This is a genomic window from Corynebacterium sp. HMSC074C01 (genome assembly GCF_001814605.1).
Lineage (GTDB): Bacteria > Actinomycetota > Actinomycetes > Mycobacteriales > Mycobacteriaceae > Corynebacterium.
Genome location: NZ_KV817280.1, coordinates 134,769 through 148,120 on the forward strand (window position 1 = coordinate 134,769; position 13,352 = coordinate 148,120).

The 13,352-nt window shown below is 58.7% G+C and carries 10 protein-coding genes; 5 read left to right on the top strand and 5 right to left on the bottom strand.

Annotated features, from left to right (window positions below; genetic code table 11):
- Positions 1-4 precede the first annotated feature (4 nt).
- On the top strand, positions 5-715 hold the full coding sequence (locus HMPREF2978_RS07255; RefSeq protein WP_070527225.1) for a VIT1/CCC1 transporter family protein: 711 nt from the start codon (positions 5-7) through the stop codon (positions 713-715).
- A 128-nt stretch (positions 716-843) separates the two neighbouring features.
- On the opposite strand, the gene HMPREF2978_RS07260 is transcribed toward HMPREF2978_RS07255, so the two are convergent.
- Together HMPREF2978_RS07260 and HMPREF2978_RS07265 are read right to left on the bottom strand one after the other, a co-directional pair.
- Positions 844-1,377 (bottom strand): alkylhydroperoxidase, AhpD family, encoded by a 534-nt coding sequence (locus HMPREF2978_RS07260; RefSeq protein ID WP_070446750.1) that lies wholly within the window; start codon positions 1,375-1,377, stop codon positions 844-846.
- A gap of 44 nt (positions 1,378-1,421) precedes the next feature.
- Positions 1,422-2,015, bottom strand: coding sequence for a peroxiredoxin (locus tag HMPREF2978_RS07265; RefSeq protein WP_010190254.1), 594 nt, complete (start codon positions 2,013-2,015; stop codon positions 1,422-1,424).
- Positions 2,016-2,188: 173 nt separating this feature from the next.
- On the opposite strand from HMPREF2978_RS07265, the gene HMPREF2978_RS07270 reads away from it, so the two are divergent.
- A complete protein-coding gene (locus HMPREF2978_RS07270; RefSeq protein WP_070744805.1) occupies positions 2,189-3,148 on the top strand; it encodes a hydrogen peroxide-inducible genes activator in 960 nt (319 codons plus the stop codon).
- A gap of 106 nt (positions 3,149-3,254) precedes the next feature.
- On the opposite strand, the gene HMPREF2978_RS07275 is transcribed toward HMPREF2978_RS07270, so the two are convergent.
- Positions 3,255-4,322 (bottom strand): hypothetical protein, encoded by a 1,068-nt coding sequence (locus tag HMPREF2978_RS07275; RefSeq protein ID WP_070527220.1) that lies wholly within the window; start codon positions 4,320-4,322, stop codon positions 3,255-3,257.
- Between the two features lie 108 nt (positions 4,323-4,430).
- Here HMPREF2978_RS07275 and hrpA point away from each other — a divergent pair, with 108 nt between their 5' ends.
- Complete coding sequence (gene hrpA, locus HMPREF2978_RS07280) at positions 4,431-8,306, top strand: ATP-dependent RNA helicase HrpA (RefSeq protein ID WP_070527216.1); 3,876 nt, start codon at positions 4,431-4,433, stop codon at positions 8,304-8,306.
- Here the strand turns inward: hrpA and nrdR are convergent.
- Positions 8,303-8,761: a transcriptional regulator NrdR gene (gene nrdR / locus HMPREF2978_RS07285; protein ID WP_010190258.1), complete on the bottom strand. Its 459-nt coding sequence runs from the start codon at positions 8,759-8,761 to the stop codon at positions 8,303-8,305. The genes hrpA and nrdR overlap by 4 nt on opposite strands.
- Before the next feature lie 751 nt (positions 8,762-9,512).
- On the opposite strand from nrdR, the gene lexA reads away from it, so the two are divergent.
- Positions 9,513-10,235 carry a transcriptional repressor LexA gene (lexA, locus tag HMPREF2978_RS07290; RefSeq protein WP_070744807.1) on the top strand — a complete coding sequence of 241 codons (723 nt, stop codon included), beginning with the start codon at positions 9,513-9,515 and terminating at the stop codon, positions 10,233-10,235.
- A gap of 366 nt (positions 10,236-10,601) precedes the next feature.
- Positions 10,602-11,384 carry a DeoR/GlpR family DNA-binding transcription regulator gene (locus HMPREF2978_RS07295; protein ID WP_070744809.1) on the top strand — a complete coding sequence of 261 codons (783 nt, stop codon included), beginning with the start codon at positions 10,602-10,604 and terminating at the stop codon, positions 11,382-11,384.
- Positions 11,385-11,465: 81 nt separating this feature from the next.
- Here the strand turns inward: HMPREF2978_RS07295 and ptsP are convergent, their stop codons facing one another.
- Positions 11,466-13,160: a phosphoenolpyruvate--protein phosphotransferase gene (gene ptsP / locus HMPREF2978_RS07300; protein ID WP_070744811.1), complete on the bottom strand. Its 1,695-nt coding sequence runs from the start codon at positions 13,158-13,160 to the stop codon at positions 11,466-11,468.
- Positions 13,161-13,352: the final 192 nt, after the last annotated feature.

The following is a 13,352-nucleotide window of genomic DNA, read 5'->3' on the forward strand; positions in this document are numbered from 1 at the left end:
GGCAATGCCACAACATATCAGCGAACCCCACGGAGCCTCACACAACGCTCGTCTGAACTCTCTTCGCGCAGGTGTACTTGGGGCTAACGACGGCATCGTCTCCGTCGCGGCACTTCTACTTGGCGTCGTTGGTTCTGGGGCGTCGGCAAGCGCCATCCTCACCGCCGGCCTAGCCGCAACGGTGTCGGGCGCTGCCTCCATGGCACTCGGAGAATATGTCTCTGTTTCGGCACAACGCGACTCCGAGCGCATGATGATAGACAAGGAGACCCGCGAGCTGGCAGATCTCCCCGAGCAAGAGCATGCCGAGCTCGTTTCTATGCTCGCCAGCTACGGCATGCATACCGAAACCGCGGATACTGCCGCCCGCGAGATCGCTGCCGAAGATAGACTTCTCGAGGCACACCTTCGACTGGAGATGGGCATTGATGGCGAAGACCTGACAAATCCTTGGCACGCCGCGTTGTGGTCGGCCGTATCCTTCCTTGCCGGCGCCGCACTCCCCCTGTTATCAATCTTCCTCGCACCCATGAGCATGGCTGCAGCAACAGTCGCCATTGTTACCCTGATCGCCCTGGCAATCACGGGCTACGTTTCGGCACGCCTCGCTGACACGGATGCCGCGCGCTCCGTCTGCCGCCTGGTTATCGGTGGTGCGCTCGGCTTAGCCATCACCTATGGCATCGGCGTAGCCTTCGGCGGGGTCATCGGCTAGCCCATGCTAGGACACTTTCCTCTGCCCCAGGTCCGGGCCCAAGCCGACAATGCACAAAGTCCCACTCACCGCAGTGCGAGCGGTGAGTGGGACTGCTTAACTGCGCTTGGGAAAGCGCACTGAGTCATTTACTCAGCGGAGCGTACGGCTTCGGCCTGGAGCGCTTGTGCAACGGCCTCAACCACACCAGCGACCTTGATGCCTTCCCAAATCTGCTCCTTGGTCACGCCTTCCTCGAGGAGAGTATTAGCGTGTGCGGACAGGCAGTGCTCGCAGCCGTTGATGGCGGAGACGACGGTGCTCCACAGCTCGAACGTAGCCTTGTCTACGCCAGGCTTAGCAATGATATTCATGCGCAGACCAAACTTGACCTGGGCAAAATCATCACCCAACCAGCTCTTTGCGCGGTAGGCCACGTTGTTCATAGCCATCACCGTGGCGGAGCCGAGAGCTGCGTCAATTGCCTCCTCGCTGAGGTGCTCGCGAGCTTCCTCAAGAATCTCCGACAGCACCAGGTCATTGCGGGTCGCAGCGGCGGCAGCAACCAAGCTGCCCCACAGCTGCTCCTCATTCAGCTCGGTGCTACGCGTAAGGGAACCAATGTTGAGCTTCTGATCCTTGGCATATGCCGGAAGCGCGGACTTCAGATTTTCGATGGACACTGATCTAACTCCTTTAAGGTTGGGCGGTTGTGCTTAGTGCTGTTTTACAGAGCGGACTTAACAACCTCGAGCTTGTCGATGTTCTTGGTCGGGTCATTAGCCTCCCAGTTGCAGGCACAGACCTCTTCAGACTGCAGGGCGTCCAGCACGCGCAGAACTTCATCTACGTTGCGGCCGACAGCATCCGGAGTCACGGACACGAACTGGATAACACCGTCCGGGTCGATGATGAAGGTAGCGCGGTCAGCAACACCGTCGGCGTTTTCCACACCGAGGGCACGGATCAGGTCGTGGCGAATATCAGAGAACATCGGGAACGGAACTTCCTTCAGCTCCGGATGGGTTGCACGCCAGTTGAAGTGCGCGAACTCGTTATCGGTGGAGCCGCCAAGAACCTGGGTATCGCGGTCCAGGAATTCCTCGTTCAGCTTGCCAAAGGCCGCAATTTCAGTCGGGCAGACGAAGGTGAAGTCCTTCGGGTAGAAGAACACGACCTTCCACATTCCCTGGTACTTGTCCAGAGATACCTGCTCGAAGTAGTCCTCCGGCTGGTTAGCGTTGACGTCGTGGAGGTCGCCACCCTTCAGCGCGGTCAGCTCGAACTCCGGGAACTTCTCACCAACGGTCAAGATAGGCATAGAAGACTCATCTCCTTCAATAGTCACAACAATGCACAAAAGTGATGCAAATCTCTACGACCGCACACCACTTTGCCTTTTGGCTGGTACGCAGTCGCTCGCTTGTTAAGTATGCCACGGAAGGCTTGGCACGTCAATAGGCTCCACGAATTAGAGATGTTAGAGTTATAGGCATGAACAATAAGGAGTATCGCCCAACCCTCGCCCAGTTGCGCACCTTCGTCACGATTGCGGAAAACAAGCACTTTGGAACCGCAGCCGCCAAACTCGATATCTCCCAACCTTCGCTCTCCCAGGCCCTCGTCGCACTCGAGCAAGGTTTGGGAGTACAGCTGATCGAACGCTCGACCCGCAAGGTCATCGTGACGTCCACAGGTGAAGCGCTACTGCCTTATGCCAAGGCAGCACTCGAAGCTTCCGATGCTTTCCTCAGCCAAGCGCGCGGCGCTAGCGGCACGCTTACCGGCCCCCTCACTATCGGCATCATCCCCACCATCGCGCCCTATATTTTGCCGGGACTGCTGCAGTCCATCAGCGCAACCTATCCCGATTTAGAACCCCGCTTCGTCGAGGAACAGACCCAGCACCTGCTGGACAAGCTGCGCGAGGGCAACCTGGACCTGGCCATTGTTGCTCTGCCCACCGAAGCCCCCGGAATGGTGGAGATTCCTCTCTACAGCGAGGCCTTCACCGCAGTCACCCCGGCAGAGCACCCACTTGCGGGTCGAAAGGATCTCACGCTCGAGGATCTAGGGCACCTTGATCTGCTCCTGCTTGACGACGGCCACTGTCTCCGCGACCAAGTCCTCGACCTGTGCCGCCGCGCGAAGGTCAATCCCTCCGAAGCCACCAATGCCGTCACTCGAGCCTCATCGCTGACTACTATCTTGCAGCTGGTCATGGGAAACCTCGGCGCCACTCTCGTCCCCGAGTCCGCCCTGGCAACGGAATGCCAGAATCCGCGGCTCTCCGTCGCACACTTTGCCCCTTCTGTCACGGCGGAGCGGCACGTGGGGCTTGTCTTCCGCTCTTCCGCTGCCCGTGCCGATGAGTTCAGCGCTTTCGGGACCTTGGTCACCGCTGCCTTCCACGACGCCGCGGAGCGTTCCCGGACACTTTTCACGGCCTCCTAACTGTTCCCCAGCTCCAGCATCAGAGCTAAAGAAGACGACAACGCCGCCCCTAACTCACCTCATGAAGTCAGGGGCGGCGTTGCATATCGATTCGACAGCTTAAGCCTTAGGCTGCAGGAGCATAGCGACCCTGGCACTGGCGGCACAGGTGTGCGGTTGCCAGCTGCAGTGCCGGCGCGATGATGATCAGTGCCAAGCCCAGGGTGATGAGGGAGGCGAAAGCCATCAGACCGGACAGGACAATGAACAGCAAGATGTGACCGTAGTTTTCCTTGCCCAGCTTCAGACCCTGGGAGAAAGCCTCACCAACGGAGGAGCTATCGGCTGCCAACCACGGCATGAGAGTGAAGAAGGGCTGAATGAACAGCGCAATCAGCATGACGATGATGACTCCGCCGAAGATAGAGCCAACGAGTGCAAAAATATCATTTTCACTGAGCTGCTCTGGGTTCTGGAGGTCCACACCTGCCACACCACCGAGGCCCACCATAAGCAGGCCGACGATGACAATCACCAAGACAATCGCACCAAGAATGCCCAAGACGATGTTCACCACGAGCGGCGGTACCCAGCGAACACCCTGGAACAGGGTGCCCCATGTGGGGCTCGGCTTGTCGATTTCACGGTAGGCCAAACGATAAACAACCAGAGCAATGACAAAGGACAGGATGGACACCGCGAAGGAGAAGAGGTCCAACATAATGGAGGTCTCCGCCCCATCGGCGTTCTGCGCACCAACGCTGATTCCAATTTGTGGAACAAACTGAATAGCAAACACGACGACGGCGCCCAGCACCCACAAAAGTGCGTTACTGAGCGCGGCTTTGAAGCCCCACTTGATAGCTTCGATAGCGCTGACCGGACCGGTGTAGGCCGGGCCGGCGCCTGGGCCTGGGCCGGCGTAGCTGGAATCGCTTCCATAGCCCGCGCCGGCATAGCCCGGCTGGCCGGCTTCGTACCCGCCATAGGCCTGGGAGCCGTAGGCGCCGCCGCCATAATTGCCGTAGCTGCTGGATTGGCCGAAACCGGCCTGATCTTCTGGGTGAGAAGTGGGCTCGTATTTGGGAAGCCCGCCGTTATTTCCGGAGGAGTCGCCGGAGCTATGAGCCGGGTTGCTGCCAAAGCCTCTGTTGGAGCCGTTATCCTCCGGCTTCGATTCAAAAGGATTAGTCATAATTCATACCCTTCATTGATTAGTGTTCACGCAATAAACACAAGGGTACCAATATCTCCACCTCGACCTGTGAGCGAATAGCCTTCCGAGTAGACTTTTAGGTCGATTATGACTGCTACTCGCGAAGACCTTTACGGCGCTCTCACTTCGGTTTCCTTGAGTGATGAGCGCGCTTTCCGCCGTCGCCTGCGCAAGGCCCGCTCCCCCAAGGCCCTGGATGCCATTGGAGCCGATATCGCAGCCGCCCAAGACAAGGTGCGCACCATCGATGCACATGTGCCACCCATTACCTACGCCGAACAGCTTCCCGTCACTGGGCGCCGCGATGATATCGCCGAAGCTATCGATAATAATCAGGTAGTCATCATCGCCGGTGAGACTGGTTCGGGAAAGACCACCCAGATTCCCAAAATCTGTTTGGAGCTCGGCCGCGGGCGCCGAGGGCTCATTGGGCACACTCAGCCACGCCGTTTGGCAGCGCGCACGGTTGCTGAGCGCATTGCAGAAGAGCTTGACCAGCCCATCGGGGACTCAGTCGGCTATGCCATCCGCTTCGATGACCGAGTCTCCTCCACCACCGCTGTGAAACTCATGACGGACGGTATCTTGCTGGCAGAAATGCAGCGTGACCGCTTCCTCAACGCCTATGACACGATCATCATCGATGAGGCACACGAGCGTTCGCTCAACATTGACTTCCTTCTCGGGTACCTCAAAAGGCTGCTGCCCAAACGCCCAGACCTGAAGGTGATCATCACCTCCGCCACGATTGACCCGGAGCGCTTTGCCAAGCACTTCGCTGACGCAAACGGTACGCCAGCGCCGATCATCGAGGTCTCCGGGCGTACCTACCCCGTGGAGATCCGCTACCGCCCGCTCGAGGTCGAATCAGGTGGAAAGACCATCGACCTCGATCCCTTGGACGCCCTCTGCGAAGCCATCGAAGAACTCATGACCGAAGGCGAAGGAGACATTCTGTGCTTCTTCCCGGGCGAGCGCGATATCCGCGACGCCATGGAAGCCATCGAAGGGCGCCATTGGCGCAACGTGGAGGTCACTCCGCTCTTCGGACGCCTGTCCAACCAGGAACAACATCGTGTCTTCCGCTCACACCGCGGTCGCCGCATCGTGCTCTCCACCAACATTGCTGAGACCTCATTGACGGTGCCTGGCATTCGCTACGTCGTCGACACGGGCACCGCGCGCATCTCGCGCTATTCCACTCGCACCAAGGTGCAGAGACTGCCCATTGAGCCGATCTCCCAAGCAAGCGCTAACCAGCGCTCAGGCCGGTGTGGTCGCGTTGCCGATGGCATTGCCATCCGCCTCTACAGTGAACAGGACTTCCTCTCCCGGCCGGAATTCACCGACCCTGAGATCCTGCGCACCAACCTGGCCAGCGTCATCCTGCAAATGATCTCGCTGCGCCTCGGTGATATCGCTGACTTCCCCTTTGTGCAATCCCCCGAACCGAAGGCCGTGCGCGATGGCCTGCTCCTCCTCCACGAATTGGGCGCACTCGAGGGCAAAGAAAAAGATGGGCTGCCGGTCCTGACACGCATCGGGCGAGATCTCGCCCGCATCCCCGTGGATCCGCGCATGGCCCGCATGCTCGTTGAAGCCAACACCTCCGGATGCCTCCACGACGTCATGGTCATCGTTGCCGCAATGACCATCCAGGATGTGCGTGAGCGGCCTACCGACAAGCAAGCGCAGGCTGACCAGGCCCATGCTCGTTTTAAAGACAAGACTTCAGACTTTATGGCAATGCTCAACCTGTGGGACTTTGTCCAAGAAGCCCGCGAGGAGATGAGCGGCAATGCTTTCCGCAAACGGATGAAGGCCGATTTCCTGCACTATATGCGCATCCGCGAGTGGTTCGACCTGGTGCGGCAGCTGCGGGACGTCGCCAAGCAGCTCGGTTGGAACGCTCAAGAGGGCACCGAGCGGCGCCCCGATGACATCCACATGTCGTTGCTCTCTGGCCTGTTGTCCAATATCGGCGCACGTGACGGTAACTCCAAGGAGTTCATTGGCGCACGCAATACCCGCTTCCTGGTTTTCCCGGGATCAGCGCTTGCGAAGAAACCACCGGAGTTCCTCATGGCAGCCGAGCTGGTGGAAACCTCGCGACTGTGGGCACGCGATGTTGCCGCCATCGACCCGGCCTGGGTGGAAAAACTGGCGAAGGATCTGTTGAAACACAACTATTCCGATCCAACATGGTCACGCAAGCGCGGCTCAGCGGTAGTTACCCAACGCTCGACGTTGTACGGTGTCACCGTGGTCGCGGACCGTACGGTGCCCTACCACCGCGTCGATCCTGCGGCGGCACGCGACATGTTCATTCGCAATGCGCTTGTCGACGGCGAATGGACCACCCACCATCACTTCTTCCACGACAACAAGCGCAAGCTTGCCGAGGCCTCCGAATATGAGGAGAAGGCCCGTCGGCGCGGGCTCGTGGTGGATGAAGACACACTCTTCGACTTCTACGACCAGCGAATCCCCGAATCTGTCACCACTGCTCGGCATTTCGATTCTTGGTGGAAGAAGCAGAAGAACAAGCACTCTTTGGACTTCGACCCAGAAGCGCTCCTGGAAGAGGACCACGCTGTTACAGAGGAGGCTTTCCCCGACCGCTGGCTGAAGGGAAGCATCGATTACGACCTCTCCTATAAATTTGAACCCGGTGACCCCCTCGACGGTGTCACGCTGATGGTTCCCGTCCCGCTCCTCGCGGGCTTGGACTCCGAGGGCTTCGACTGGCTCGTACCCGGCCTGCGACTGGAGCTGGTGACAGAGCTGATTCGCTCACTCCCAAAGGCTCTTCGCCGCACTGTGGTACCAGCACCCGAATTTGCTGAGCGAGCGCTGCCCAAGCTTGTGCCCTATGAAGGCGGGCTTTGTGAACAGCTTGCGGCCGTGCTGCAGGACATGGGCGGCCAAGGCATCAACGCCGGCGATTTCCGCCCGGATCAACTCCCACCCCACCTGCGGATGAACTATGCCGCAGTGGATAAGCGGGGCAAGGTTATTGATTCCGACCGCAATCTGCAGGCTTTGGTCCAACGCCAGGCCGGGCATATTTCTTCCTCCGTCTCGCGTGTTGGCCGGGCAGCTGAGTCCACTTCCGTCAAGGAATGGTCAAAGGACACGCTTGGTGCTATCGATGAAGAGGTGACCACTGTCGTTGATGGGCACGAGGTCACCGCCTATCCGGCACTCGTAGCCACGAAGGAAGGTGTCGCGCTCAAGGTCCACCCGACAAAAGCGGCTGCCGACGCCTCCATGATCACTGCCACCCTCACCTTGTTGCTTCGGGAAATCTCCGTGAATACGCAACAAATGGTCAAGGGGCTGCCCCTACAGCAGCGGGTAGCTGTCGACTCCTACCCACACGGCGGGGCCAAAGGGTTGGTCAACGATGCACGAGTCGCCGCGGTGCGCGACATCATGATGGACAAGGGCGGGCCTGTAAGAACCCCTGAGGAATTTACCGGCTTGCTGAACGCTGTCAAGCCTGAGGTTCCGGGCCGTGTGCGTCAGGCCGTGGTGGCTATTGCCCCAGGGTTGGCGGAGTACTCCAACCTCAACGCTGAGCTGAAGCACTGGGAGGGGCCGGCAATCGATGATATTCGCGCCCAGCTCGACTTCCTCTTGCCGCCGCACGCCATCACCGTTCATGGGATCCAACACCTGCGCCACCTGCCGCGCTATATCCAGGCTGCACGTATCAGGCTTGATGATATGAACCTGGACCCAGATCGTGACGCTGACCGCCAGGCAGATGTCGACGAGGCCAAGGCATACCTCAATAATCGTTTGCGTTCCTTGCCCGCAGGCCGCGAGAAGACTCGTGAGGTTAAGGAGATCTTGTGGATGATTGAGGAGTTGCGCGTATCGCTCTTCGCACAACGCCTAGGAACCGCTCATGCGGTGTCTGTTCGGAGAATTCAAAAGGCCGCAGATAAATTGCGTTAGAAGCTATCGCGGTCACGCCGCCGCATCAGGCGGATTTCCGATTCAAAATCGTCTGCGCTTTCGAAGGACTTATACACGGAGGCAAAGCGCAGGTAGGCAACCTCATCGAGATCGCGGAGAGGCTCCAAGATGGCTAGGCCAATGTCGTTGGCATTGACTTGGGAGGAACCGTGACTGCGCACGGTCTCCTCGACTTCTTGCGCGAGCTTCTTCAGAGCGTCATCGCTTACATCACGCCCTTGGCACGCGCGTTTGACGCCGCGAATCAGCTTGTCGCGACTGAAGGGCTCAGCCAAGCCATTACGCTTGACTACCGACAGGACCGCTTTCTCAATGGTGGTAAAACGGCCTTTACATGCAGCACATTCGCGACGCCGCCGGATTGAGGTTCCACTATCAATCACACGCGAATCGATGACTCGTGACTGTTCATTGTGACAGAACGGGCAATACACAGTGCCGTAACCTTCCTCTCCGCCGATGCGCTTTGCTTCCCCGGCCCAAGAAATTCTAGCGCGAAGTTGCCACCGCGGTAGCCGAAGCACCATTGACATTAGGAACCTCACTATCGATGCTGAGGCCGCCCCACACTGTTCCAATAAAGACTGCAGCGCCAAAGACCGCGCCCAGAACATAGTTGCCTACGTTCGACCCGCCGCGCCGACTCCGTGGCACACTCCGCTGGAAAGAAACGGAGGATGATGCCGAGCCTGTCGTACGCCCCTGTGTTCTACCGTCCGAAGAAAGCGTTCGAACAACAGTCGTGCCACGTGAAGAAGTAGGTGACAGCTCATGGGCCCGTGTCTGATGCTGCACAGGATCCCAGATTGCCGCCGGCGGGACCAGGACGGCTGGATTGTGAGACTTCCGACGAACATCCCTACGCAGTACAGAGGCGTTATTGAGAGCGATAGCCATGACGGTTCCTTTCTAGATCTTCCTTCTCCATCGACGTAATATCCGAAGTCTAAGAATCCGGGCGGACACTTTCGAACATCACCATCGACCAACCGTTCGATTTAGCGTGTATGTTCGATTTATAGCACCCTCTCGAAAATTTGTCCACATTTCGGCGACGCTAGTCGAACATTTTTTCCTGTCGTGCTAAAAAGGAAAGCGGAAGAACCACCGGCAGCCCCCATACATGCCTGGTACGCCAAAGCCTCGGCCACGAATGTGCACATCGCAATAGTTTTAGGAGAAAGAATGGCCCGCAAACCCAAGCGAAGCGACCACCCTTCCCTCGACACCCTGTCCCCCCGGCAGCGCCGCATCCTAGAGGTTATCCATGATGCCGTAATGCTCCGCGGATACCCGCCAAGCATTCGGGAGATCGGTGATGCCACCGGCCTACAGTCCACATCATCCGTGGCCTACCAACTGAAGCAGCTTGAAGAGAAGGGCTTCCTGCGCCGCGATCCGAACAAGCCACGCGCCGTTGACGTCCGCCACTTCCCCGGTGCCGAAGATTCGAAGAAGCCCGGTCGCAAGACAGGCCAGGCAAACAAGTCTCCAGATCTTTCCACCCCTGATATCCCCGAGGACGCAGCTACGCCGAACTACATCCCGGTTGTCGGCCGCATTGCCGCAGGCTCCCCAATTACCGCCGAAGAAAACGTTGATGCTTATTTCCCCATGCCGGGCGAAATCCTCGGCAGCGGCGAGCTTTATATGCTGCAGGTCGTGGGCGATTCTATGCAAGACGCCGGAGTTCTCAACGGCGATTGGGTGATTATTCGCTCACAATCCGTCGCAGAGGAAGGCGAATTCGTCGCCGCCCTTCTGGACGGCGAAGAGGCCACCGTAAAGGAATTTCACCGCGACTCTTCAGGCGTCTGGCTCCTTCCCCATAATGACGCCTACTCCCCCATCAAGGGCGACGAGGCTGAGATCATGGGCAAGGTAGTGTCAGTTTTCCGCAAGCTCTAGAAATCATCACCTCTCAGCCATCCCCCCAGGGCCCTACCCACCTCGCAGTGCCAGCCCACTCGGTGCGGGCGTAAAGGGCCGGGGGATTTTTTCTTTCTACCCCCTTGTGTGTACATGCCCGATTCCTGCCGCTTTGGCGTCCGATATCACACATTTGCATATATGCAGGTTATAGAGGAATTTTTCACTAAGGCCGCAACCGCAATGTGAGGTTTTCTTTGTTTAGTTCCGTTTTCTTCATATTCGGTGAGACAATGGAGACATCGCCGCAACATTCGTTGCTTTTTTCGTTCACACGCCCCAGCCCCGTTTCCTTTCCGCGGCGGGCGCAGTGACCACCACAGGCAGACTTCACTGGGAGGAACTATGTACGCAGAAGAGCGTCGCCGACAAATTGCCTCATTGACCGCCGTCGAAGGCCGAGTCAATGTCACCGAACTTTCTGAACGCTTCGATGTCACCGCTGAGACGATTCGTCGTGATCTCGCGGTTTTGGATCGGGAAGGAGTCGTGCATCGCGTCCATGGCGGCGCGGTGGCCTCCCAATCCTTCCAAACCGCTGAATTAACCCTTGATACCCGTCAGCGCTCGGCCACGGGCGCCAAAATGTCCATCGCGCGCGCTGCGCTGGAACAGCTTCCCGACGGCGGCAGCATCTTCCTCGACGCCGGCACTACAACGAATGCGCTTGCTGATCTCATCGGCCAGCGCTATTCGGCAGGCCAGTTCAGCATCGTCTCCAACAGCCTGCCGATTGCCCTTTCGCTGGCAAGCAACGGGGTATCCGAAGTCCAGCTCCTCGGCGGTACAGTACGGGCAATTACCCAGGCCGTGGTTGGTGATACTGCTCTTCGCACCATGGCGCTCATGCGTGCCGACGTCGCTTTTGTCGGCACCAATGCACTGACCATTGACCACGGTCTCTCGACGGCTGACTCGCAAGAGGCTGCAATCAAATCTGCTTTCGTAACCAATGCGCACCGCGTCGTCGTATTGTGCGATTCTTCAAAGCTGGGCAATGACTATCTAGTAAGCTTTGCATCCCTCGATGAAATTGATGTCGTTATCACCGATGCCGGCGCACCCGCATCCTACGTTGCAGCGCTGCGTGAACACGGCATTGAGGTGATTATTGCTGCTGAGAAGTAGGCGCCTTACCCCCCTAGATCGTTTCAGGAGGTGTGCACCCCTTCGTGTTGAGGGGCGCACACCTCCTGCGCATTCAACAAGCTAGGACGCTTGGAATTGCTCCAACAGCTCAATCACTGCGGCGCGGGCATCAGCTGGGCCCTCAGCATTTACTGCTACCTCAGCCATCTTCTGGCACTGCTCAAGAGTGACCTCAGCAAGCTGTGCACCAACACCTGCGACGGCGGTCGACGCCGCCGACAGCGACGTCACACCAAGGCCGGTCAGTACGCAAGCGAGCATGGGATCAGCTGCTGCTTCACCACAAACGCCAACCGGAACGTTGTTATCGCGTCCGACCACGCAGGTGTGCTGAATCAAACGCAACACGGCCGGCTGCCACGGATCGGTCAGGTAGGCCAGCTGGGGCGATAGGCGGTCAGCGGCCATGGTGTACTGCGTCAAGTCATTGGTACCGATGGACACGAAGTCGAGGTGCGGCAAGATAGTATCCGCCATCAGGGCTGCAGCCGGTACCTCAATCATCGCGCCAGCCGTGAGCCCACGCTCACGACAGAGTTCAGCGAACCACTTTGCCTCGACTGCGGTGGCCACCATCGGTGCCATAACCCACGTCGTGGCACCCTCGGCACGCTTTTCTGCGGCCTGTGCGATGGCATCGAGCTGACGGGTCAAAAGCGCCTCGTTGTCGCGGGCGATACGCAGGCCGCGGACGCCCAAGGCGGGGTTCTCCTCAGAGTCCAACGTGGCATAGGAGATCGGCTTATCAGAACCAGCGTCGAGTGTTCGAACAACGACCTTGGAGTCCGGGAAAGCGTTGAAAACCTTGCCGTAGATGCGCGCTTGCTCCTCCACGGTGGGCTCTTCGCTCGCGGAGAGGAAAGACAGCTCCGTACGGTACAAACCGATACCTTCTGCCTGCGAATCGGAGGCGATACGAGCTGCGTTACCGTCGGCAACATTGGCTAGCAACTGCACGCGGTGTCCGTCCTTGGTCTGGGCCGGACCCCGCCACTCGGCTACTCGTGCCGCCTTCTCGCGGTATTCCTCTACAGCCTTGAGCGAGGCGGCGCGATCCGCGCCAAGGGCCACTGTGCCCACGGAGCCATCGACGAAGATCTGGGTTCCCGCCTCAATCGTGCGCAGCTCAGCGCCGACCGCCACAATGCACGGAAGGTCGAGCTGACGAGCAATAATTGCAGTGTGGCTGGTGGGACCGCCCAGCTCGGTCACCAGCGCCTTGATGTGGGTGGTGTCCAAGGTTGCGGTATCCGCCGGTGCAAGGTCATCCGCCAGCAGCACGGCTTCCCCTTCAACCATGGGCAGGCCCGGCTCTTGCTCACCGCGTAGTTGTGCGATGACGCGGTCGCGAACGTCCTTGAGGTCAGTCGTGCGCTCAGCCATCACGCCGCCGGCAGCCTCAAACATGGTGACAAACCTGTCCGTGGCCCCCACAACTGCATACTCGGCGTTCTTGCCGCTGCGAATACCCTTGCGCACTGCCTTGTGCCAACCTCGGTCCTTGACCATTCCGGCGGTAGCGCCCAGGACTTCTGCTGCCTGACCTTCCGCACCAGCGGCACGCTGCTCTAGCCTGCTGGCAACAATGTCGACCGCTTCGAGGAAGCGATCGTATTCAGCATCACGCTGCTCCTCCGCCACGGTTTCTCCAGCCGTGGGCAGTTCTGGGCGTGGGCGAACCCACACCGCCTCAGCGTATGCAACGCCGGCGACGACACCGGTGCCTTTAATGGTGGATGGGGATGCGTTTTCCATGACACATTTCCTTACGGAGACGATGTTTTCTCTTTCCAGATCATCACAAGTCGGCCAAAAATGCAACGAAACCCACAGTGATTCCATTGACATTCGGACACATACGGGCAATAATCAACATTAAGCAACATTAATTTCACGTTGACAACGGGCAATCCGCACCGAAGCTCTTGTTCACGCCCCTGAGGCGCG

Bases quoted from the DNA above. Each gene is read 5' to 3' on its own strand.
- HMPREF2978_RS07295 (WP_070744809.1), top strand. From the start codon at position 10,602: ATGTACGCAGAAGAGCGTCGCCGACAAATTGCCTCATTGACCGCCGTC.
- HMPREF2978_RS07275 (WP_070527220.1), bottom strand. From the start codon at position 4,322: ATGACTAATCCTTTTGAATCGAAGCCGGAGGATAACGGCTCCAACAGA.
- ptsP (WP_070744811.1), bottom strand. From the start codon at position 13,160: ATGGAAAACGCATCCCCATCCACCATTAAAGGCACCGGTGTCGTCGCC.
- HMPREF2978_RS07270 (WP_070744805.1), top strand. From the start codon at position 2,189: ATGAACAATAAGGAGTATCGCCCAACCCTCGCCCAGTTGCGCACCTTC.
- HMPREF2978_RS07255 (WP_070527225.1), top strand. From the start codon at position 5: ATGCCACAACATATCAGCGAACCCCACGGAGCCTCACACAACGCTCGT.
- hrpA (WP_070527216.1), top strand. From the start codon at position 4,431: ATGACTGCTACTCGCGAAGACCTTTACGGCGCTCTCACTTCGGTTTCC.
- HMPREF2978_RS07265 (WP_010190254.1), bottom strand. From the start codon at position 2,015: ATGCCTATCTTGACCGTTGGTGAGAAGTTCCCGGAGTTCGAGCTGACC.
- lexA (WP_070744807.1), top strand. From the start codon at position 9,513: ATGGCCCGCAAACCCAAGCGAAGCGACCACCCTTCCCTCGACACCCTG.